This window comes from Chryseobacterium carnipullorum (genome assembly GCF_900142785.1).
GTDB lineage: Bacteria > Bacteroidota > Bacteroidia > Flavobacteriales > Weeksellaceae > Chryseobacterium > Chryseobacterium carnipullorum.
This window is the reverse complement of the sequence record NZ_FRCD01000007.1, coordinates 137,962-159,855: the sequence shown is the minus strand read 5'-3', so window position 1 is coordinate 159,855 and position 21,894 is coordinate 137,962. Positions and strand designations below refer to the sequence as shown.

Sequence of the window (21,894 nt, the reverse complement as noted above, 5' to 3'; positions counted from 1 at the left end):
TTCAGGTTTTTAGAGTCTGAGGTTTGAGAGTTTTTAGGATAGAAGGTGAAAGTCTGAGGGTTATTGAAGCCTGTAAACGATTTCTTATGTCTGAAATCTCATAACTTTAAGTCCAGCAGATTTCACGGATTGGGCAGATTGTGCAGGATAAATTATTCCCAATCAATTTTACCTTTGATAAAATCCTTGCGACTTTAGAGCATCATATTTTTATCATCCGAACATTTCAGTTCAGGTCAACTATCTGATGTCTTAAATCTGATATCTACTGTCTGAAATCTACCTTCTACAATCAGTATTCTCTCCCAACAATATTCCTCACAATCATCTCTGCATGAATCCTGGAGTTTTCAATAAACCAAAGATGGGTATCCTTCCCTCCGCAAACCACGCCTGCAAGATATAAATTCGGAACATTCGTTTCCATAGTTTCAGAATGGTATAGTGGATTCAGGCAGTCGCCCTGCAATTCTATTCCTGAGTTTCTCAGAAAATCAAAATCGGGGAGGTAACCGGTCAGTGCCAGTACAAAATCATTTTCAATTTCACTGATTTGTCCTTTTTCATCTTTAAAAATGACCGTATTTTCTGTGATCTCTACTATTTCAGAATTAAAATAAGCTTTGATGCTTCCTTCTGCGATCCTGTTTTCGATATCAGGTTTTACCCAATATTTTACATTTTTTGAGATTTCAGAGTGGCGGACGATCATCGTTACATCAGCACCTTTCCTGTAAGTTTCCAGCGCAGCATCCACTGCGGAATTACTTGATCCTACGACCACTATTTTCTGTTGGGCATAAGGATAGGGTTCTGTATAGTAATGTTTCACTTTCAGAAGGTTTTCTCCCGGAACATCCATGAGATTGGGAATATCATAAAATCCTGTTGAAATAATGACATTCTTTGCTTTATAGACTGCTTTTGAGGTTTCAATATCAAAAATATCTCCTGTTTTGGAAACTTTGAGGACCTTTTCATACAGGCGAATATTGATTTCCTTTTGTCTTGCTATTCCCTGATAATACTCCAGAGCTTCCTGTCTGCCGGGTTTCGGAGCAGGAGAAATAAAAGGAATACCTCCAATTTCCAGTTTTTCAGCTGTTGAGAAAAAGCGCATATATAAAGGATAGTGGTATAGAGAATTAACGATGGTTCCCTTTTCTATGATCATGTACGTCAGATTGTTTTTCTGAGCTTCAAGCGCACAGTTAAGGCCGATCGGTCCGCCTCCGATGATGAGGATGTCTAAAATTTCCATAGAACAAATTTACTTAAAACCATGAGATTAAGCGTGAAATTGATGACAGAACTTATCTATCAGCAGCATCGTATTGGCACTAGTTTTGGTATTTCTTATGCATTAAAAATTGAAAAGATGAAAAAACTGATAATTCCCATATTTGCATTAACCTTATTGACTGCTTGTAAGAAAAATCCTGAAAAACCTGTTCCTAATGTCATTGATTCTATGGCTCAGGCTAAGGAAAAAAATCTGGAGAATACTAAACAACAGAAAAAGACTGATGAAGCCGCGGTAAAGAAAGCAAATGATGAAATCCTGCAGGCTTTAAAAGGTAAAGATTATAAAATGTTTGCCTCATTGATTCATCCGGAAAAAGGAATCAGCTTTTCAATGTATGGATTTGTAGATCCGAAAGAAGACAGACATTTCTCGAAGGAAGATTTTGAGAAATTCCAGCCGACAAAAACTTTATTTACCTGGGGAGCCCAAGATGGTTCCGGAGATCCTTATAAAGCAACCATCAATGATTATTTTACAAAATGGGTATTTTCGAAAGATTTTACGGCCTCACAATATTCATTAAACAAATTTCAGGGTGGCGGTAATTCACTTAATAATTTAAAAGAAATATATCCCGGTAAAGATTTTACTGAAAACTATATCAAAGGGACAGAAAAGAACAGCGAAATGGACTGGAAAACGATCCGTTTTGTATTTGAAGAATTTCAGGGTAAGCAATATCTGATAGCTGTTGTTAATGACCAATGGACGATTTAATCTGACCTGTGCTAAGGGAATTAAAGTTAAAGACTGAACGTTATTAATATGGTTACCCTTGTCAAGGTTCAAAACCTTGACAAGGATTTTTAGTTTAACCCAAAATCTCAGCAAGCTTTTTACTCAGATTTCTTCTTGAAAACTGCTCAATATTCTGAGTGTTTACCAAAAGATTTCCTTTTTTCCATTGCTCAAATTGTTCCAGAATATAATCTTTAATTACTTCAGAATCTTCGTAGCTGAAATGTTTTCCTGAGGCCGTTTCAGAAAGGATCCTTGAAACATCAGCTTCATTGGGACCAAAAGAAATGATTTGCTTTCCGGTGGCAAGATATTCAAATATTTTTCCCGGAATAATTCCTTTAGAAGATTCATTGGGAAAATTCGTGATCAGTAAAAGATTTGACTGGGCCATTTCCTGTACTGCTTTGTCATGAGAAATATAACCAAGGTTCAGGATATGATTTTTCAGATTTGAATTTTCGAAGGACTGAAGAATTTTATCGTCAATTCTGCCAGCAAATTTTAAGGTGAAATGGTTTGCAAACTCTTTATTTTCCTTTACTAACTCATTAAGGGTTTTCCAAAGGTTTTCAGGATTTCTCAACTGCTCAAGTACTCCGATATAACTTAAAGTAAAGGCTTTTTCCTGAGTGTTTTCTCCTGTCGCATTGTGTGTAGCCGAAGCATCGCTTTCATCAAAACCATTCGTAATACAAATCGCATTGGCTCCCGATTTTCTGAAATTTTCAGCATCTGTATAGCTTGTGGCTAATGTGATATCCGCGGTTTTAAAAACGGCACTTTCAAGTTGACGGTGCTTTCTGTCTGAACTTTTCGTGAGTTTTAAATGTTTATAGTACGAAATCTCTGTCCATGGATCACGGAAATCGGCAATCCATTTCATATCCGGGAATTTCTCTTTCAGTCCGAGACCAATCAGGTGAAGAGAGTGGGGCGGTCCGGAAGTCACTACCACATCGATTTTATTGTCTTTTAAATACTGCTCTAAGAATTTTATGGAAGGTTTTACCCAAAATATCCTGGCATCAGGAATGAAGAAGTTTCCTCTTACCCAGATTGAAAGCTTTGATTTCCAGCTCTGATTTTTGCCCACATCAAACTGCCCTGCTTTGAATTTTTTATTGCTCTTATTCAGTTTTTCAGCTAGTTGGTAAGGTTCCCATATGTTGGTTTTTATAATCTCCAGATCTTGAGGAATGTCTTTCATAAGACTTTCATCGAGTAAGGGATAACTTGGATTTTCCGGGGTGTAAATCACAGGATTCCAGCCGAATTCCGGCAGATATTTGGCAAACTTCAGCCACCTTTGAACACCAGGACCTCCCGCAGGAGGCCAGTAATAGGTAATGATCAGTATTTTTTTTTGTTCCATTAAGTTTGAACAATATACTTTAAACGTTAAACAGTTTTTTCAACAAGCTGTTCCTTCTTCTTATTTTTATACATCCAGAAAATCCCGAATCCACTCAGTGCGATAAACAATCCGAAGCATAAAAACGACAGCCATTTACCTTTTTCAATCACTTCAGGTTCAAAGATCATTCTGATGTTGTGGTTTCCTGCAGGAACATGTACAGCGCGCAGAAGATAATCAGCTTTGATGTAAGGAACTTCTTTTTCATCCACAAACATTTTCCAGCCATGAGGATAATAGATCTCAGAAAATACAGCCAGTTGAGGCGTTTTAGACTGAGATTTAAATTCAAGCTCATTCGGCTGATATTTCGTTAAACTGATAAATGCCGTAGAATCTGCCTGAACCGGTTTACTGTTGAAATAGGCTTTATCTGATGCTGCAATAACAGCTGTTTTCTTACTGTTGATTACCCCAATAGACTTGATTTCTTCATCAGGGGTATTCACGAATTTCAGATCACTTACAAACCATGCATTTCCGTTAGCTTTTGCATTGGGCATGGCCTGAGGTTTTTCCGGTCCGCCCATCACCCAGTATTTTGCATTAAGAAGGTTAAGAATGTTAGGTACTTTTACAGAATCCATCACCTGGAAATATTCATTGATCACGTCGTCATATCTTCTCAGCTTTACTGCATGATAACCTCCGATAGAAGATTTGAAATAAGACGTATTTGTTTCACTGAATGTTCCTAAAATATTATTGAAAATTCTATAGTGTGTTTTATCTTTTTCAGCAATCGTTTCAAGTGTTTTATTCACATTGACATTCGCTAAGATAGATTCTAAATTCGGATTTCCCTGAACTTTTTCAGCCAGAAGATCTGAACCTTCAGTCTGGAATGGATTTTCAGCGAAGATTTTGTCTACATAATTCTCATCATTCAGATAACGTTTGTTAACCGTCCAGAGATCAAATAAGCTTACTGCTCCAATGATAATCAAAGCCACATTCTGGCTTAGTTTCTTTTTCATCGTTAAGAAAAGAACAGCTGCCGTTATAGCCACGTAGATCAGCGCCTTTATAGCATCAATTCTGAATAATTTGAATCTCTCATCAGCAAGATAATCCAAAAGGAAAGGGGGGAAATATGTTTTTTCGCCATCGGTATAAAAACCAAGCAGTGATTTTCCAAAAATCAGCAGAATAAGAAGGAGTCCTAAAGTTCCACCACTTACATACATAAGGATTTTCTTTTTGTATTCCCCTGTCAGTTTTTCATCGGTAAAGAATCGGTAAATTCCAATAATGGCAATCAGAGGGAATAATAACTCTACCACCACGAGGATAGAAGAAGGTGCTCTGAATTTGCTGTAAAAAGGAACATAGTCGATAAAGAAGTCAGACAGTGGCATAAAGTTGCTTCCCCATGCCAGTAAAACGGTCAGAATAGAAGCTCCGAGAATCCAGTATCTGTATTTTTTCCAGGCGAAGAAGAATCCTAATAAAGCTAGGAAGCATACAACGGCACCCTGATAAGCAGGACCTGAAGTTCCGGGCTGATCTCCCCAGTAGGTAACCCCGTTGAACCCTTTGGAAATCCTGTCCATTTCTGCCTGCGAGCCTACATTTTCCTGGATAAGTTCCTGAACCTTATTCATCATTTCTCTGGCCTCCGGTTCCTGACTTCCGCCACCCATCAGCCTTGGAATGAAAAGATTCAATGTTTCCAGTTTTCCGTAGCTCCACATCAGAATACTCGTTTTATCCAATCCTGATTCTCCTGAAGTATGACTGTCATTCGTCAGGATCTGTTTTCCACGGACGGTTTCTTTAATGTATTCGGAATTGGCCATAATCCTTTGAGAGTTCATCCCCACGCCAATGGCACATGAAGCAGCAATAATTCCTGATGAAATAAGAAAATGCTTCATCGGGATCTTTTTCTGAATTGCTCTTACCAATTCGGAGAGGAATAAAAATCCTAAAGCCAGAAACAGGTAATACGTCATCTGCGGGTGGTTGGCTGCAATCTGAAGCCCCATAAACAGGGTCGTTGCAATAAATCCCCAGATGTACTGTTTCCGGATATAGACCAGTATAATTCCGGCAAGCAGCGGTGCGAAATACTCAATGGTATTGACTTTTCCGTTGTGCCCGGCCGCAATAATAATATAAAAATAGGTGGATAGACCGAAGAATGTGGCACCTAGTAAGGCGTATTTCCAGTTTCTGACGGCTACCATTCCAAGGAAGAAGAATCCTGCAAAAAGCAGGAAAAGATAATTAACGGGTCTTGGCAGGAAATTCAGATTGCTGTCTATCTTTTTGATGATGTCACCTTTAAACTGACTTCCCATCTGATAGGTAGGCATCCCGCCAAACATGGAATCACTCCAGTAGGTTTCGTTTCCGGTATCGGCTCTGTAGTCCAGAAGCTCTTTTGCGCCTCCTCTGTACTGCACGATATCATGTTGAAAAAGTTGTTTCCCTGAAAAAACAGGGGTGGAGTATAAAAATGCTAAAACTATAAAGACAATTAATGAAATTGCAATATAAATTAAGTTTTTATTTTTAGCCATGCTGGTTACTATCTTTTATTTCTTGGAATTTTTACCTTTTGTCTTTGGTTTCTTTCACCTCTTCATAGTCAACGGTTTCTGCATCCCAGTTGAGGTTCTGTTTATTCTTATTCGAGCTGTTAAGATCCTGCTGATTGTTAATGTTATCTTTATTATTGTTAAACCTGTAACTATAAAAAGTTTTGAAAAAGAGCCTTCTCAGGATATTCCAGACAAAGAACATAATAATAGCTGTGAGTACTAACTCAAGAATGTACTTCATAATTTCTAATTTAAATTCAAAGTTTAAGATTCAAAGTTAAGTGTTTAAAATTCAAATTTGGTAAGGGTATCCTGATGCTTATGATCCATGAAACCCCAAACCTCTTTGATTTTCAAACACTCTTACCCTAAAACGTCTTTAATTCAATTATTTTGCAGAAGGATTCACCATGACAGAAGATTTAGACGTGCTCTTCATAGACTGTGACTGTTTTCCGTCTGAAATAGTCTCAACCTGTGTTGTTTTTACATCGATATTCTGGTTGGCAATCCACCCTGTACTTTGGTCAAACTTAATGGTTCCGTTCTGAGCAAGCTCGCTGCTAAGGCTGTGCGTGATCGGTCCCTGGGTTTTCTTTTCAGTCTTTTTAGGAATTCCTCCCGTTACTGAAATTTCTGCCGTTCCGTTTCCTACACTTTTCAATACATAGTTGGAAGTGACCTTAACGCTTCCGCTTGCATCAGCATTTTCAGAAGTGGTCCATTTTTCACCGATCTTTACTCCTTTTTTAGGAATAATCGTTAAGTTTTTATTAAGCTGGTCTTTCAATACTTTTTCATTGAAAGTTTCTTTAAGACTCGCTACAACGCTTGCCTTTTGGTTCGCATCTTTGATCAGCGTTCCTACGGCATTGGTCACTTTGGTATAAACAGCATCAAAACCTGTGATAGAAATTACATTTCCTTTAGTATCCATCTTCATGTTCAGCTTGTTTCCGGTAAGCGCTTTGTTGATATTCCAGATCATTTTCAGATCATCTTCTTTCGGAATAGCCTGTTTGGTATCTACAATTACTGTTTTGCCCTGTGCACTTTGTGAATTTCTTTTACCCACAAGATTAAGGGTCATGTCATATACATTCCCTTTAATATCGTTGACGGTGAAATTCATTTCATCTGTAGACTCACTTGTTGCCGTGATTGTTTTTCCCTGAGGATCTTCCATCGTTTTTACATCCCTCTGGTACGTTGTAAGAGGATATGTTTTTCCTTTTTCCAGCTTAAAAGTCTGAGTAAAAACTCCCGCAGAATCTTTGATTGCAGGATTTTCAGCTACTTTGGCTACAGAATCTGCAGGAACTTCTACAGTCACTGTTTTTCCTGTTTTGGGATCTACTTTAGTGATGGTTGCCGTTTCTTTTTTACAAGAAACAAGAGCTATAGATGAGATGAGCATGAATGCTGCTACGTTTTTCATTTTAATTTTTTTAAGTTTAAATTTTACTGATATTTTTGTTCTGTGCATCAATAACGATACCATAAAACATCACGATAAAATACTTATGTTCCGGCTACTTACTAAAGAGATGCCGCTGCCACAATTTTTTGTCTTACTGCTTCATATAAAATCGCACCACATGCTACAGAAACGTTTAGAGATTGGGTCTTTCCTTCAATAGGAAGTTTAATCTTTTCATCAGAATGGTGCATTACTTCTTTAGAAATTCCCGTTTCCTCATTTCCCATGACAATCGCACAAGGTTCTGTGAAATTCACATCATAGATCAGTTTCTGAGCCTTTTCAGTCGCTGCAAACACAGAAATACCACTCTGCTGAAGGAAATCTACCGCGTGGGCAAGATTCGGCTCCTTGCAGATTTTGATATTGTAAAGGGCACCCGCAGATGTTTTGATGGCATCTGAATTGATAGGCGCTCCTCCTTTTTCAGGAATAATGATGGCATCTACCCCTACACATTCTGCCGTTCTGCATATCGCTCCGAAGTTTCTCACATCTGTAAGTCTGTCCAGGATCAGCAAGAAAGGCGTTTTTCCCTCTTCAAATAACTGCGGAACAATGTCTTCCACTCTGTGAAACGGAACATCAGAAATAAAAGCAACCACACCCTGGTGGTTTTTTCTTGTAAAACGGTTCAGTTTTTCAATCGGTACATAGTTGGGACGGATTTTATGTTGGGCTAAAATAGTCTTCAGCTCAGCATAAATAGGACCCTGAAGTGCATTCTGCACAAAGATCTTATCAATCGTTTTTCCCGCTTCAATGGCTTCTATTACTGGACGAAGTCCGAAAATGAAATCGTCTTTTTTGTTTTCGTTTGTCAAAATTTATTTTTTCTGTTGTTAAACTTATTCAAGGCAGGGCGGCTCTTCTACTGTTTTGTATCTGCTTTCAAAGCGAGAATCGGTGGTAGTGATACCTGCCATTTTTCTTTCATCATTATAAACATCCCATAATGCCTGGTTGTTCTTTTTAATATCCAATGTATAAACTACATTTTCTTGTCCTTTTTCTGTATTTTCCTCCTGCAGCTCAAACAGGTACGTATTTTCGTCTTTTCTGATATTCTTGATCTGAAAATAATAGGCATCCTGCCCAATGATATGCTCTAATGCATATTTCCCCTTATTGCTCAGAATTATTTTCTGGTTCTGATAATCACACGGAATATAAATGATGTATTTCGAGTCTTTTTTGGTGAGCATCGTCCATTTTTTTGGAAGAGATTTGAAAATTTCCTCCCAAGCAACAGAACTCTTTATTTCGGACTGATGATTTTTTGGAACGATACTTTCTGATGTTTTTGAAAGGCTGTCACCAGCAGATGTTTTTACAGCATCACTTTTCGGGGAACAACTCACCAAAACAATGATGAGTGCACCTAAAAGGAAGAACTGTGGAAAAAAAACTTTCTTCATCAAAATATTAATATTTCTCGCCCAATATTGCTCTTTTCTGTGCCATGATGTAGCCGTAATGAAGACTTTCATGCATATTGTTAAAGATAATAGCATCCTGAATACTTTTCAGATCCATTCCGAAACTGGTGGTGTACGGGGTGTAGTCTGAAAAGAAGTCACTGTCATAATCTTTCATCAAAATCTTTGAAGTTTCGGTGAGCAAAAACTCAAGATCTTCCACTTCAGATTTTTGTACATTCAGGTTGGGAAGAGTACCCTTTTTATAGGTTTCGATCCAATATTTATCTATTCTGAAAGGATTTCCGCTCAGATAATAATGCAAGAGTTGCTGGGTAGCTACTGTATGCGCAATATTCCAGTACATATTGTTGTTGAAACCGTCAGGAATCAGCAAAAGATCTTCATGTGAAGTATTCTGCAGGATTCCTAAAAGGTTCTTTCTCACCTGTCTGTGTGCTTGAAAATGATAATTCATTTTACAAAATTTTTTAATCACCAAAAATAGTCTAATAAACTGGAAGTGACAATTTTTTGGATCAAGGATTAAATTAAATGTTCTTAAATCGTGAAAAAAAGTGTTAATTGTCATCATTTCCATGATAAGTAAAACGATCAGATGCTCTTTTGTTTTTGCCAATTACAAAACCAACTCCTCTGAAAAGTATTCAAAGGAGTTGGTTTTTCAAAATCGTAAGATCTGAATATATTTTTAAGGTGATTATTTTTTGATGATCTTATGTTTGAATGTTATTCCGTCTTTTAACATAATGTTCAGCAAATAGACTCCTGCAGGATATGTTGAAATGTCTATTTTGTTTTCCCCGCGGGTTTCGGCTAATTTTTTACCATCAACACTGAAAACACTTATTGAAGCGACCTCAGACTTGGATCTTATATTCACAAAATCTGAAGTAGGATTGGGGTAGATGCTTACATCCACAGTCTTAATATCCTTTACATCCAGTACTGCACTGCTTTTACCCTGCATATAGACCGATAAGTATACATCACCCTGTTGCTGATTGAAAACGGCCGTTGGAATGGTATGTTTTAAAGTATGATTTCCTGCGCTTAGATTGGGCATGCTGAATCCTCTGATCGGAACAGAGTTGCCCGGACACCAGTTATTCCATGAAGTCCATTCTGCAAATGATTTCGGAGCTGCACCGTAAATTCCGTTGCCTTGTGTATTGTATACTCTGAACGGTTCACAGGAAATTCCTCCGGGAGTGTAAGTAAGCATTTGTACATCATCTATATAGGTGTAATTCTGTCTTCTTACGTATTCTTCCCCGCCTGTATTGGCGCCGTGAGGAGTGGAGATGACATAGAAACGGGCATTGGTAATGGCATTGGGAAGATTGAAATTAACAATTCTGACAGTTTCACCAGGAACATCCGTATTGTTATAGTTGTTTAAGGTCTTATAGGTTAGTATAGGAACAATAGAATTCTGATCTGTGATGGTGGCCCCTGTATCCGTTGAGAAGAAAGTAAGATTTCCTGAGAAAACATCAATCCTTCCGGCACATCCGGCAACCTGTGTCTGTGCTGCATAAGGAACGCCGAAAACATCAAGTTCCATGTAGAGATCATAGGTCGTACGTAAGGTAGCATCATGAAATACATTGTACATATTACTGAGGTCATACGTATAAGGAACCTCACCAGGAGTACGGTTTTTACTCATAAACGGAGTAATGTATCTTCCAACTTCGATTCTTTTCACATTAGTGTCATTCATTGTATAGGTAGGCTGGTTTTTCGGAACCATCGCTAAATAAACACTTCCCAGACGGTCATAGTTATCACAAAGGGCACCTATGCTTACTCTCATGGCAATTTTTGCTTTAAAGGAATTAAGCTCAGCATCTGTCAGTTTCCTTGCATATCTGGTGTTTCCCAGCCTGATAAGACCTGCAGGAACCGGGTCGGAAACTGTAGCCGCATAGCCGTCATAATAAACTGCATCTGAAATCAGATTCATTCTATTAGTTGTCTGTGATTTAAAAAGACCTGCGAAAAAAAGACCCGCAAAAAATAGCTTTTTATACATATGATTGGCATTTGATACAAATATATTAAAATATATATTTAAAGCAGTTTGTTGTTTGATTAATTTTAAATCATACATTGATTTCTTTATTAAATACGTAAATTAATTATAAATACTGATGAATGGTTTTTATTAATTAGACTTATAGAATTGTTTTTATACATCGTTTTCTTGATAATGGTTTAAATAATTAATATGATCAGTGAAATAATCATATTTGTTATTAATATCAAAACTTTATTGTTAAATTAGCATCATTGTTATTGATGAATTTATTAATTATGAAAAGAATTTTACTTTTGTCTCTGTTATTGATAGTTTCGGCATTTAATGCACAGATCAATTTGAATATCACAAGCACTTCGGTAGGCACTGCGCCTGTAAGCAGTTTTTTTTCCTATTCTTATGTTCAGCAGATCTATCCTAAACAAGAGTTAAATGCTACAGCTGCAGGAAATATCACAGGTCTTACATTTTATGTGGATCCGTCCGCCACAATCAATGATTCCTCGGACTGGACCGTCTATGTAGGGCATACTGCAAAAACAGCATTTACATCCGGTACCGACTGGATTCCGGCTGCTCAGCTTACTCAGGTTTTTTCAGGTACTGTGACAAAAACCAATAATAAGGTGGAAGTTATTTTCACGACTCCATTTGCTTATAATAACACCGATAATTTAGTAATTGCTGCTAAAGAAAATTCTCAGAGTATTGATATTAATAATTTTGACGAAGCATTTCGCGTTTACCCGCATATTTCGTATTCTACTCTCTATTATAAGGGAGACCGCGCGGTAGTTGATCCTGCAACGCCACCCGGAGGGATAAGAGCCGATTACAAATCTGCAGTTACTATTTCAGGATTAACGCCTAAGTTAGGTCCTTCATGCCCTTTTGTCAATTATCCGACAAACGGAACCCAGTTTGTACCTTTGCTTCCTGCTATTAAATGGCTGGCGGTTTCAGGGGCGGATTCTTACAAAATTTCACTGGGAACAACCCCGGGAGGGACAGATGTTATTAATCAGCAGGTTGTGACAGGGGTTAATTTTACTCCATCAACTCCCCTTAACCGTGATACGACCTACTATTTAAAAGTTAATGCCGTTTCAGCAGGCCTTGAGTCTTTAGGATGTACAGACATTACCTTTAAAACCATTCCTCCAATTCCAGTTAATGATGCCTGTTCTGGAGCCTTACCAGCAGCTGCTTTCCCTTATGAATATACTCAAAGTGATGCAATATCTGCTACTAATAATAATGGATTCATAACCTCATGTGCCGACGCAATGAATGACGGGACGTGGTTTAAATTTACAGGAGACGGTGGGCAGTTTACCGTTGGGATAACAATGCCTTCAGGCAGTACCTATGACCCTCAGATGGATATTTACAGGGGTACATGCAGTGGCTTGGTATGCGTTCAGGCAGTAGACAATGGTGGCGGTGGTGCAGCAGAAACCTATACATTCACAACGACAGCAGGAACTGAATATTTTATCAATGTAGGGGCTTACGAAGAAACAGTCGATATGCCGGAAAATGTTTTTACCATTAAAATCATTAAACTTTAATAGGGGTGAATGGTGAATAATGAATTTTTGTTAGTAGGAATCATTTACCATTGATTTGCCAAGCAAAATTGATCCATTAACTATAAAACTCTTCATTTAATACTCTGTTTTATAAGAAAATATTATCTTAACTTTCACTGTATGAATTGATTTTATACAGTGAAAGTTGTTTTATATTAATCATACTGCTTTACCAATCCCGGAATATTTAACAAACTTTAACTCAAAAATGGCATTCATTATGTTGATTACTGCCAGTATTTATCAGAAATTTACCACTTATTTTAATTAAAGCTATGTCAGAGATATATCAAGCCGAAGATATCCGCCAGTTGACGGAAAAAGTAAAAGAAAAAAACTACTTATTTTCCCTTCTGAGACAGGAAATCAACAAAGTGATCATTGGACAGGAATACATGATAGACCGCCTTTTGGTTGGCCTTTTGGGGAATGGACACGTTCTTTTGGAAGGGGTACCCGGACTGGCAAAAACTCTGGCGATCAAAACCCTGGCAGAAGCTGTTCACGGACAATTCTCCAGAATACAGTTTACACCGGATTTACTCCCTGCAGACGTTGTAGGAACCATGATCTTCAATATCAAGGACAATGATTTTTCCATAAAAAAAGGACCTGTTTTTGCCAATTTTGTATTGGCGGACGAGATCAACCGTGCGCCGGCTAAGGTACAGTCGGCACTATTGGAAGTAATGCAGGAAAAGCAAGTCACCATTGGTGATGAAACCATGAAGCTTCCAAAACCGTTTTTGGTACTCGCTACCCAAAACCCGATCGACCAGGAAGGAACTTATCTGCTGCCGGAAGCCCAGAGCGACCGTTTTATGCTGAAGTGTAAAATTGATTACCCAAGTTTTGAGGATGAAAGAACGGTCATGAGAATGGTTTCTACCTCTCATCAGCCTGTTGTGAAACCTGTGATCTCATTACAGGATATTGTAGATGCTAAAGAACTGATCAATCAGATTTATCTGGATGAAAAGATCGAAAAATATATTCTGGATATGGTTTTTGCCACCCGTTATCCTGAAAACTACGGACTTTCTGAACTTAAAAATTACATTGGTTTCGGAGCGTCACCAAGAGCATCCATCAACCTTGCCATAGCATCCAGAACGTATGCATTCCTTAAAGGGAGAGCTTTTGTTATTCCTGAAGATGTAAAAGCTTTGGCTCAGGATGTATTAAGGCATAGAATTGGTCTTACTTTCGAGGCTGAAGCAGAAGAAATTACTTCAGAAGAGATTATCAATAGAATTTTAGCAAAAATTCAGGCGCCCTAATGAGTGGAGTGATCATCAGAAAAGCGGTTCAGGAAGATTGTGCTCCAATGTTGGAGTTGATCAAAGAGCTTGCAGAATATGAAAAGGCACTTCATGAAGTGACCTTAACTTTGGATGAATTTATAGAAGACGGCTTCGGGAAATCTCCTGTTTGGGGAGCTTTTGTTGCCGAGCTTAACAATGAAATTGTTGGAATATCCTTATATTATGACAGATTTTCAACCTGGAAGGGAAGAAGACTGTATCTTGAAGATCTCGTAGTGACAGAAAAAATGAGAGGAAAGCAGATCGGAAAACTTTTGTTTGAGGCCACTTTAGACTATGGAAAATCAAACCAGTATAGCGGAATGGTTTTTCAGGTACTGAACTGGAATGAACCCGCGATTAATTTTTATAAGAAATACAGCCCGAAATTTGATAATGAATGGCTGAATGTTTCAATTGAATTGATAGATTAGAAGTGAGAGGTGAGAATGGAAGACGGGAATAACCGAAACACTGCATCTCGAAACCCGCAACACATTTATGGAAATAAAAGATATTGTAAAGAAAGTAAAGCAGATTGAGATCCGTACCCGAAAGAAGACGGAAGCTTCGCTTATGGGACAGTATCACAGTGCTTTTAAAGGTCAGGGAATGACTTTCTCTGAGGTTCGTCCCTATCAGTTTGGCGATGAGATCCGCAGAATCGACTGGAATAAAACAGCCCGTTTCCGTGAACCCTTCGTCAAAGTGATGGAAGAAGAAAGAGAGTTGACGATGATGATTCTCGTAGATATTTCAGCGTCTATGGATTACGGAACCAAAGGCCAGCTGAAAAGAGAATATGTTGCAGAAATTGCTGCCAGCCTTGGATTTTCGGCTGCCGGAAACAATGATAAAGTAGGACTGATCCTGTTTGCAGATAAAGTGTATAAAGTAATTCCGCCCCAGAAAGGCAGAAAGCATATTCTTTCCATTATCAGCAATATTCTGACGGCAGATTATGTGCCTGCAGTGTCCAGGATCGATAAGGCAATGGAATACATGATGGGGATTTTCAAAAGAAAATCTCTGGTTTTTCTGTTCTCTGATTTTGAAGATACCTACGATTCTAAAATGCTTCGGGTAGCTTCAAAGAAGCATCAGTTGCTGGGCTTGAGAATTTATGACGAAAAAGATAACGAAATTCCCGATGTAGGCTATGTGCTTTTGCATGATGCTGAAACAGGAAAAGAAGTCTGGGCCAATACTTCCAGTGCGAGATGGAGATATACCTTCGCGGAAGCCCAGAAACAGAAAGTCCGTGCTCTGGAAGAAGATTTTGCTACCAGTTCGGCCAGTTTTATGAATGTCAGCACCGGTGCTGATTATTCCAAATTACTGTATAATTATTTCCAGAAGAAGTAAACCAAAATAACAAAGGCTTTGGCCTTAACTACTATTATTAGAAATTGAAAAAAATATTATTCATACTGTCTTTTTTAATTTGTGGAAGTGCTTTTTCACAGATACTGTCTTCCAATCTTGAAAAGAAGACGCTGGCTTTAGGTGAAGTCAATCGGTTAATGATTAGAATTGACAATGTTCATGATCTTCAGGTCGTTGCTGCTCCTAAAAACGAATTGCTTCCTTTCCATTTCGAAGAGATTAAGGACAGCATAGGACAAAATCAGAATTCTTACGAAAGAAAAATTGAGTTTTCAGTCTATGACGAGGGAAAATTTACCATTCCTGAACTGGAATTTAATGTAGGAGGAAAGATCTTAAAAACCATTCCCTATGAAATTGATGTGATCAATACCGCCCAAAAGGCCGATCAGATCAATGATATCATGAACAATAAAGAGGTAAAGCTTGAAACAAAAGATTATTGGGAGCTTTATAAATTTTATATTCTGGCCGCGCTTGCCGTTATCGCTTTGATTATTGCAGTCATTATGTTCATCAAATGGGGCAGAAAATCGAAAAGCTCACCTGCAGTTGCTACGAACCAGACCTTAAAAGAACTGGATTCCCTGAAAAAGAAAAAATACATCGAAGGAGGGAATTTCCGATCTTTCTATGTGGAATTAATAGAAATATCAAGAACCTTTATCACCACACAGTACCGGCTGCCGGCGGATGTTCTTCTTACCGACGATCTTATTGACGTCATGAAAAAGAACAACACGATTTCCCAGGAAAACGAAAAAATAGTGGAAGATGTATTTTTAAGAGGAGATCTGGTGAAGTTTGCCAAAACCTTCCCTGATCAGGCGACTATGGAAAAAGATTTTGCAGATATCCGCGATTTTGTGAAGAGATCATCAAAAGATTTAGAATTTGAAAACTTAAGAAAGGATGCTTAATTTTGAATTTTACAGTCCGTGGTTTCTGCTGCTCTTTTTGCTGTTCATTCCTTTATTGATTAAAGATGCCGGAGGAAAGAAAAAGAAGGGAATCAAAGTTCCGACGGTCCAGAATATGGAAGAAAACGGAGGCATCCGTGCAGTGCTTGTTTTGCTTAAACTCTCAAAATACATCATTCTTTCTGCGCTTATCGTTGCGATGGCCAGACCGAGAACATTTACGATATCTCAGGACAGGGATGATACCAAAGGCGTAGATATTATGCTTTCTATAGATGTTTCCCTGAGTATGCTTGCGAAAGACCTCAATCCGGACCGTATTACGGCATTAAAGGATATTGCTGTGAAGTTTGTACAGAAACGTCCGAATGACAGAATAGGAGTAGTAGCTTATGCAGCGGAAGCATTTACAAAAGTACCGGTGACTTCAGATCATCAGGTGGTGATTGACGAAATTAAAAATCTTAATTCTGCAGGTCTTGAACCGGGAACAGCCATCGGAGAAGGACTTTCTGTAGCAGTCAATCATCTGATCAAAAGCAGAGCTAAAAGTAAAGTGGTGATCCTGATGACAGACGGGGTAAGCAATATTCAGAATGCAATACCTCCACAGCTGGCTGCAGAACTGGCTAAGAATAATAATATAAAAGTATATGCCATTGGAATAGGGACAAATGGTTTTGCGCTGATGCCTACCTCTCAGGATATTTTCGGTGATTTAATTTTTACTGAAACAGAAGTGACGATCGATGAAAATACACTGAAAGAAGTAGCACAAACTACAGGCGGGAGATATTTCAGAGCGACTTCCAACAGCAGTCTGGAGGAGGTTTATGATGAGATCAACCATTTGGAAAAATCAGATATCAAAGTTTCCAAGCTGTACAATTATGACGAATATTTTAAAATCTTCCTTTGGATCGCATTAGGAATGCTGTTCTTTGATGCGCTGCTGCGATGGGTGTTATATAAATTTTTAAGCTGATGAATTGGTCTTTAGGAAATTACTGGTATTTACTTTTGCTGCTGCTTTTGCCGCTGCTGGCTTCCTTTATGATCCGTTATTTAAAATGGAAAAAGAAGAAAAGGGAGATTTTTGCTGAGAGCCGTTTTCATGAGAGTTTATTTGAAAAAAGATCAGGATTTACAAAGTTCTTTCCTGCTTTATATCTTTTGGGAACGCTGTTTCTGATATTTTCTATTATCGATCTTCTGAACGGTTCGGAAGAAGTGAAAACCAATCAAAGGCTTAACAATGTTATCTTTATGCTCGATGTCTCCAATTCTATGAATGCGGAGGATATTGATCCCAGCCGTCTTGCAGAGGCGAAGAATCTGATGATGAATACCATGCAGAAGATGAAGAATGATAAGATAGGGATCGTGATCTTTGCCGGAGAAGCAGTTTCTATTATGCCGCTTACCACAGATTACGGTACCGCGGAAACGTACATCAGTGCTATAGAAACCAATTCCATGAAGATCCAGGGTACAGATTTTCTCAAGGCAATGCAGGCAGCAGCAGATAAGTTTAAAAATGTTAGCAAAGGCTCAAGAAAGGTGATTCTGCTAAGTGATGGTGAAGATAATGAAGGAAATGACAATGCAGCCATCAGACTTGCCAATAAAGAAGGTATTTCCATAACATCGGTAGGAATAGGAACAGATGAAGGAGCACCGGTACCGGAATATGTTTTCGGACAGCTGATGGGGTACAAAACGGATATGGATGGCGGAACAGTCATCTCCAAAAGACAAACGGAAGCCCTTAAAAAGATGGCAGAGTCCACAGGCGGAGATTATGTCGACGGAAATAATGTCAATGAAGCTCCCGACAAAATCATTGATGCCATGAACAAAAAATCTTCGTCTGCACAGACTTTGGTAAGGTCTCAGAATGCCAATCACTATTATCAGTATTTTTTGATCGTATCTATTTTCTTCTTCTTTTTAATTTATATATTGAACCCGAAAAAAGATTTCAATGTATAATGTCGGATACTTTGTCTATCAAGATTTTAAATAAATACTTTAACCGAACTTTAACAAATAGAGGTCTGTTTATTAACATATAAACGAATAATTTTGCAGTTAATGAATACTAAAATCATTTTTTTATCGTTTCTTATTGCTTTCTCATTCTCAAGCGTAGTGTTTGGGCAGGAAAACTATAGAACTTTAGTGTATGAAGGTAATCAGAAATTCAATGGTAAAGACTATGACGGAGCTTCCTCTAAGTATATGGAGGCTGTAAAAACCAACGATAAAGATTTCACAGCGCATTATAACCTTGGAAACGCATTGTATAAAAGCAAAAAATATGAAGAGGCTAAAGCAGAGTTTGACAAAGCACAAAAGCTTTCGCAGACATTGCCTGATAAAACAGCCGCTCTTCATAACCTTGGAAATACCTATATGCAGATGAACCAGCCTGAAAAAGCAGCTGATTATTATAAGCAGGCTCTGAAGCAGAATCCTTACAATGAAGCAACCCGAAAGAATTACGAAATTGCCAAGCTGAAAGAAAAGGAAAAAGAGCAGCAGCAAAAAAATGAGCAGAAAAACTCAGGAAAAGGCGGTGGCGGTGATGATCAGAATAAAAGTGATGATCAGAAAGGCGATAAAAAAGATCAAAAGAATGATCAGGGCAGTGGCCAGCAGGAAGAAGGGAAGAGCGAAAAAGGAGATACTCCCAAGCAGGACCAGAATGATGAGGGGAAGATGCCTAAAAACCTTGAAAATGCCATATTAGATAAAGTAAGCGAAAAAGAAAAAGAAACCGCCAGAAAAATATTAAATAAAAATTCTTATTCGGTGCCCCAGAGCAACGAAAAAGATTGGTGATGCAACAGAAATTAATTTACATACTATTCATTTTTGCATCCGTAATTTCTTACGGACAGGTTAACCTGTTTATGGAATCTGATAAAGCAGAATACAATGGAAAGGATATTGTCAACCTTACGATTATTCTGGAACTTAATGGGGTGGATCTCGAGCCGCAGACCCGTTTCCAGCTTCCCGATCTTTCAAAATTTACCATTATTGGAAGCGGATCTGTGACCAATACCCTGATTGATCCCGCAACCAATACCCTTGTTACTCAGAAAGTATCCAGAATTGCTCTTGAACCTAAGAAAAAAGGGAAAATTAAAATCGGTTCCGTACTGGTAACAGTGAACAATAAAATCTATAAGACAGAACCTTTTGATGTCAATATAAAAGATGTTGTTGAAAAGAGATCTCTTGCGACGAATACTTCCAGCGAGATGTATCTGAACATGGAGATAGAAGACCGTGAGGTCTACCAGGATCAGCCTACAGTTGCTGTATTAAGGGTATATTCTAAAAACATGGACAACTTCAGAAAGGTAAAAGATGTTCGTCTTCCCCGTCAGGATAATATTAACGTTCATCCTATAAGTTTCACTAAGTCCGAGATTGACCCTTCAGGAGCCGGAAACATGGCGTCTCAGATTGTAGCGGTATTTATGGTCTTTCCTAATGAAGCGGGATACGTTGATGTTCCATCTGTATCAGCATCGGTGAGTTCATATTCCAACAAAAATAAAATTGTTTCCAACAGAGTAAAGCTTAATGTAAAAAAACTTCCTGAGGGATCACCTGAATATTTTAAAAATGCAGTAGGAAATTTCAGCGTAAATGTCTATAATGCATCAAAGGATAAAATAGAGGTTGAAAAACCGATTAATGTGATCATTAAAGTATCAGGAGAAGGAAATCTTCCGGATATGTATCTTCCGAAGATTGTTTCATCTCCCGATTATGAAGTTTTTAGTCCAAAAATTACGTCTAAAGTAGCTCCGGGAACTACAGGAATGAAGGGAGAAATTTTCGCGAACTATGTCGTGATTCCTAAAAAAGCAGGACCTATTTCAATCCAGACTGAACCGTTTGCATTCTTTGATCCTGCTAGCCGTGAATATGTGGACCTGGGACAGAAAACCCTTGCACTTAATGCCTTTTCACATGACCAAATTCTGGAATCTCGTACGACGGTTGAAAAAGTAAACGAGTATACCAATACCCTTTTAGAAACGGTAAATACGCCTGTTCTGAAGACAACTACATTTAAAGTAAAAGAAAAAAGTAAGTTCCACTGGAATATTCTTTTAACCAATATTGCCATTCTAATAGGATTATTTATCGTCTATCTGTTATTTAAAACTTGGCAAAAAAAACGAGCGTTAGTTAGAGAAACAACATCTCCTAAACCACTTGGTTCTGTGGCTGAAACGGAAAGAGAAATTCGTGAAACACTGAAAACGGATATCAACGATTATTTCAGCTATCTAGAAAACCTTAAAGACAACGGAGATTATGAAAAGTTCTTTGATACCCTGGAGGAAATGGATCTGGAGGTAAGAAAACAGTATTTGCAAAGCTCTTCAGATGATTTCAGAATACTTCTGGAAAGTGATAAAGGATCTTCTGTTGCCGAGGAATACAGAAATTTATCACAACGGATTCAAATGGAGAAATACTCACCTTTGAAATCAGCGGAAGGAATGGAGGAACTTTTAAAAGCAGTTGTTAATTTGTATTCACGAATTAGCAAATAATCACTTTTTTTTCATATTTTTGCGAAATTATTAATTACAAAGAGATGGAAATATTTAATGATTTCTCTATTAAAGAGATCGTTACCTGCTTTATGGTTCTTTTTGCCGTGATCGATATTATCGGTTCTGTTCCCATTGTGGTAAGCCTTCAGCAGAAATTTGGACAGATTGAGGCCGGAAAGGCATCGATTACTGCCGGAGTGATCATGATCGTTTTTCTATTCGTAGGAAATAAAATTCTTAAGCTTATCGGAGTAGATGTGAATTCATTTGCCATTGCCGGAGCTTTTGTGATTTTTATCATAGCACTTGAAATGATTCTTGGAATCGAAATCAATAAAACCACTGAAGCAAAGGCTGCATCCATTGTCCCTATTGCGTTTCCACTGGTAGCAGGAGCCGGGACGCTCACAACAACATTATCTCTTAGAGCTGAATTTCATGACATTAATATTATTTTAGGAATTGTTCTCAATACAATTTTCGTATATTTGGTGCTGAAATCAGCAAAATGGCTGGAAAACAGAATGGGAGAGGCTACACTGTCTATTCTTCAGAAGGTTTTCGGAATCATCCTCTTGGCTATTTCAATAAAATTATTCACCGCTAACTTTGCCCAATTGGTGCAGAACTATATTAATTTTTAAGAATCATGCAGAAGTTTTATAAAGTATTTCTAGTTGTGTTTATCGTTTTCATTGCCATCAATCTTTATGCATTAGACTGGCAAACGGATCTTTTATCAGAAGATAACCTGAAGTTTGTATTTTCAATCGCTTCAGCAGTTATTGGTTTGATTTTGCTTTTTGTACTGGATACATGGAGCAGAATTGGAGTGAAGAAATAATTTAAGAATCACATTATTCAATATAGTAAAACCTCTTTCAAGTGAAAGAGGTTTTTCGTTTTTACTACTGGTGGCTTCGAGTGTATCAATTTCAAAACTTGGCGCGGGGATACGTTTTTTTTTAACGCAAAGAAATTGATTACACTAATGATAAAGGGAAGCAAAGACGGAATCAATTTCATTGATTCGATTAAGCAGGCGCTCTGTCCTGAAGCTTCATCAGAGACGAAGTCGAACTCTTTGCCTCCTCCAACTCAAAAGCACTTTTCATAGAACTTTGCGTAAAAAAAAT

At 38.0% G+C, this 21,894-nt stretch carries 21 protein-coding genes; 12 read left to right on the top strand and 9 right to left on the bottom strand.

Annotated features, from left to right (window positions below; translation table 11 throughout):
• Positions 1 to 292: 292 nt before the first annotated feature.
• Positions 293 to 1,261, bottom strand: coding sequence for a YpdA family putative bacillithiol disulfide reductase (locus BUC06_RS09785; RefSeq protein WP_073333120.1), 969 nt, complete (start codon positions 1,259 to 1,261; stop codon positions 293 to 295).
• Between the two features lie 117 nt (positions 1,262 to 1,378).
• Between BUC06_RS09785 and BUC06_RS09780 the strand changes: the two genes are divergently transcribed.
• On the top strand, positions 1,379 to 2,023 hold the full coding sequence (locus BUC06_RS09780) for a hypothetical protein (protein ID WP_073333330.1): 645 nt from the start codon (positions 1,379 to 1,381) through the stop codon (positions 2,021 to 2,023).
• A gap of 94 nt (positions 2,024 to 2,117) precedes the next feature.
• Here BUC06_RS09780 and BUC06_RS09775 read toward each other — a convergent pair whose 3' ends face one another.
• The 8 genes from BUC06_RS09775 to BUC06_RS09740 all read right to left on the bottom strand — a co-directional run bounded on the left by BUC06_RS09775 (position 2,118) and on the right by BUC06_RS09740 (position 10,964).
• Complete coding sequence (locus tag BUC06_RS09775) at positions 2,118 to 3,419, bottom strand: glycosyltransferase family protein (RefSeq protein WP_073333118.1); 1,302 nt, start codon at positions 3,417 to 3,419, stop codon at positions 2,118 to 2,120.
• A gap of 26 nt (positions 3,420 to 3,445) precedes the next feature.
• Positions 3,446 to 5,986, bottom strand: coding sequence for a YfhO family protein (locus BUC06_RS09770; protein WP_073333115.1), 2,541 nt, complete (start codon positions 5,984 to 5,986; stop codon positions 3,446 to 3,448).
• 31 nt (positions 5,987 to 6,017) lie between these two features.
• Complete coding sequence (locus BUC06_RS09765) at positions 6,018 to 6,248, bottom strand: hypothetical protein (RefSeq protein ID WP_073333111.1); 231 nt, start codon at positions 6,246 to 6,248, stop codon at positions 6,018 to 6,020.
• 147 nt (positions 6,249 to 6,395) lie between these two features.
• Positions 6,396 to 7,445 (bottom strand): DUF6263 family protein, encoded by a 1,050-nt coding sequence (locus BUC06_RS09760; RefSeq protein ID WP_073333327.1) that lies wholly within the window; start codon positions 7,443 to 7,445, stop codon positions 6,396 to 6,398.
• A gap of 101 nt (positions 7,446 to 7,546) precedes the next feature.
• A complete protein-coding gene (gene rlmB, locus BUC06_RS09755) occupies positions 7,547 to 8,311 on the bottom strand; it encodes a 23S rRNA (guanosine(2251)-2'-O)-methyltransferase RlmB (protein ID WP_394343262.1) in 765 nt (254 codons plus the stop codon).
• Between the two features lie 24 nt (positions 8,312 to 8,335).
• Positions 8,336 to 8,905, bottom strand: a complete 570-nt coding sequence (locus tag BUC06_RS09750; protein ID WP_073333105.1) for a hypothetical protein — start codon at positions 8,903 to 8,905, stop codon at positions 8,336 to 8,338.
• 7 nt (positions 8,906 to 8,912) lie between these two features.
• The gene (locus tag BUC06_RS09745) at positions 8,913 to 9,383 is read right to left on the bottom strand and encodes a DinB family protein (RefSeq protein WP_034728833.1); all 471 of its coding nucleotides are present in this window, start codon (positions 9,381 to 9,383) and stop codon (positions 8,913 to 8,915) included.
• Positions 9,384 to 9,626: 243 nt separating this feature from the next.
• Positions 9,627 to 10,964, bottom strand: a complete 1,338-nt coding sequence (locus BUC06_RS09740; protein WP_167367413.1) for a peptide-N-glycosidase F-related protein — start codon at positions 10,962 to 10,964, stop codon at positions 9,627 to 9,629.
• 281 nt (positions 10,965 to 11,245) lie between these two features.
• Here BUC06_RS09740 and BUC06_RS09735 point away from each other — a divergent pair, with 281 nt between their 5' ends.
• From BUC06_RS09735 to BUC06_RS09685, 11 genes are all read left to right on the top strand, one after another.
• Positions 11,246 to 12,541 (top strand): hypothetical protein, encoded by a 1,296-nt coding sequence (locus tag BUC06_RS09735; RefSeq protein ID WP_139263337.1) that lies wholly within the window; start codon positions 11,246 to 11,248, stop codon positions 12,539 to 12,541.
• A gap of 296 nt (positions 12,542 to 12,837) precedes the next feature.
• On the top strand, positions 12,838 to 13,842 hold the full coding sequence (locus BUC06_RS09730; RefSeq protein ID WP_073333095.1) for an AAA family ATPase: 1,005 nt from the start codon (positions 12,838 to 12,840) through the stop codon (positions 13,840 to 13,842).
• Positions 13,842 to 14,300 carry a GNAT family N-acetyltransferase gene (locus tag BUC06_RS09725; protein ID WP_073333092.1) on the top strand — a complete coding sequence of 153 codons (459 nt, stop codon included), beginning with the start codon at positions 13,842 to 13,844 and terminating at the stop codon, positions 14,298 to 14,300. The genes BUC06_RS09730 and BUC06_RS09725 overlap by 1 nt, the downstream gene beginning before the upstream one ends.
• A gap of 67 nt (positions 14,301 to 14,367) precedes the next feature.
• On the top strand, positions 14,368 to 15,231 hold the full coding sequence (locus BUC06_RS09720) for a DUF58 domain-containing protein (protein WP_073333090.1): 864 nt from the start codon (positions 14,368 to 14,370) through the stop codon (positions 15,229 to 15,231).
• A 44-nt stretch (positions 15,232 to 15,275) separates the two neighbouring features.
• Positions 15,276 to 16,172 (top strand): BatD family protein, encoded by an 897-nt coding sequence (locus BUC06_RS09715; protein ID WP_073333087.1) that lies wholly within the window; start codon positions 15,276 to 15,278, stop codon positions 16,170 to 16,172.
• Positions 16,165 to 17,157, top strand: a complete 993-nt coding sequence (locus BUC06_RS09710; RefSeq protein ID WP_073333084.1) for a VWA domain-containing protein — start codon at positions 16,165 to 16,167, stop codon at positions 17,155 to 17,157. Before BUC06_RS09715 ends, BUC06_RS09710 begins: the two co-directional genes overlap by 8 nt.
• Positions 17,157 to 18,164, top strand: a complete 1,008-nt coding sequence (locus BUC06_RS09705; protein WP_073333082.1) for a vWA domain-containing protein — start codon at positions 17,157 to 17,159, stop codon at positions 18,162 to 18,164. The genes BUC06_RS09710 and BUC06_RS09705 overlap by 1 nt, the downstream gene beginning before the upstream one ends.
• A gap of 102 nt (positions 18,165 to 18,266) precedes the next feature.
• Entirely contained in the window at positions 18,267 to 19,016 is a 750-nt protein-coding gene (locus BUC06_RS09700; RefSeq protein ID WP_083564042.1) for a tetratricopeptide repeat protein, read from the top strand.
• Positions 19,016 to 20,755, top strand: a complete 1,740-nt coding sequence (locus BUC06_RS09695) for a BatD family protein (protein WP_073333079.1) — start codon at positions 19,016 to 19,018, stop codon at positions 20,753 to 20,755. The genes BUC06_RS09700 and BUC06_RS09695 overlap by 1 nt, the downstream gene beginning before the upstream one ends.
• A 44-nt stretch (positions 20,756 to 20,799) precedes the next feature.
• Positions 20,800 to 21,402 (top strand): MarC family protein, encoded by a 603-nt coding sequence (locus tag BUC06_RS09690; RefSeq protein WP_034728847.1) that lies wholly within the window; start codon positions 20,800 to 20,802, stop codon positions 21,400 to 21,402.
• Positions 21,403 to 21,407: 5 nt separating this feature from the next.
• Positions 21,408 to 21,602 (top strand): hypothetical protein, encoded by a 195-nt coding sequence (locus BUC06_RS09685; RefSeq protein WP_034745893.1) that lies wholly within the window; start codon positions 21,408 to 21,410, stop codon positions 21,600 to 21,602.
• Positions 21,603 to 21,894 lie beyond the last annotated feature (292 nt).

Coding starts and splice junctions, on each gene's coding strand:
- BUC06_RS09780 (WP_073333330.1), top strand. CDS start 1,379: ATGAAAAAACTGATAATTCCCATATTTGCATTAACCTTATTGACTGCT.
- BUC06_RS09720 (WP_073333090.1), top strand. CDS start 14,368: ATGGAAATAAAAGATATTGTAAAGAAAGTAAAGCAGATTGAGATCCGT.
- BUC06_RS09705 (WP_073333082.1), top strand. CDS start 17,157: ATGAATTGGTCTTTAGGAAATTACTGGTATTTACTTTTGCTGCTGCTT.
- BUC06_RS09735 (WP_139263337.1), top strand. CDS start 11,246: ATGAAAAGAATTTTACTTTTGTCTCTGTTATTGATAGTTTCGGCATTT.
- BUC06_RS09700 (WP_083564042.1), top strand. CDS start 18,267: ATGAATACTAAAATCATTTTTTTATCGTTTCTTATTGCTTTCTCATTC.
- BUC06_RS09750 (WP_073333105.1), bottom strand. CDS start 8,905: ATGAAGAAAGTTTTTTTTCCACAGTTCTTCCTTTTAGGTGCACTCATC.
- BUC06_RS09775 (WP_073333118.1), bottom strand. CDS start 3,419: ATGGAACAAAAAAAAATACTGATCATTACCTATTACTGGCCTCCTGCG.
- BUC06_RS09685 (WP_034745893.1), top strand. CDS start 21,408: ATGCAGAAGTTTTATAAAGTATTTCTAGTTGTGTTTATCGTTTTCATT.
- BUC06_RS09690 (WP_034728847.1), top strand. CDS start 20,800: ATGGAAATATTTAATGATTTCTCTATTAAAGAGATCGTTACCTGCTTT.
- BUC06_RS09760 (WP_073333327.1), bottom strand. CDS start 7,445: ATGAAAAACGTAGCAGCATTCATGCTCATCTCATCTATAGCTCTTGTT.
- BUC06_RS09725 (WP_073333092.1), top strand. CDS start 13,842: ATGAGTGGAGTGATCATCAGAAAAGCGGTTCAGGAAGATTGTGCTCCA.
- BUC06_RS09765 (WP_073333111.1), bottom strand. CDS start 6,248: ATGAAGTACATTCTTGAGTTAGTACTCACAGCTATTATTATGTTCTTT.
- BUC06_RS09745 (WP_034728833.1), bottom strand. CDS start 9,383: ATGAATTATCATTTTCAAGCACACAGACAGGTGAGAAAGAACCTTTTA.
- BUC06_RS09740 (WP_167367413.1), bottom strand. CDS start 10,964: ATGTATAAAAAGCTATTTTTTGCGGGTCTTTTTTTCGCAGGTCTTTTT.
- BUC06_RS09710 (WP_073333084.1), top strand. CDS start 16,165: ATGCTTAATTTTGAATTTTACAGTCCGTGGTTTCTGCTGCTCTTTTTG.
- BUC06_RS09730 (WP_073333095.1), top strand. CDS start 12,838: ATGTCAGAGATATATCAAGCCGAAGATATCCGCCAGTTGACGGAAAAA.
- BUC06_RS09695 (WP_073333079.1), top strand. CDS start 19,016: ATGCAACAGAAATTAATTTACATACTATTCATTTTTGCATCCGTAATT.
- BUC06_RS09785 (WP_073333120.1), bottom strand. CDS start 1,261: ATGGAAATTTTAGACATCCTCATCATCGGAGGCGGACCGATCGGCCTT.
- BUC06_RS09770 (WP_073333115.1), bottom strand. CDS start 5,986: ATGGCTAAAAATAAAAACTTAATTTATATTGCAATTTCATTAATTGTC.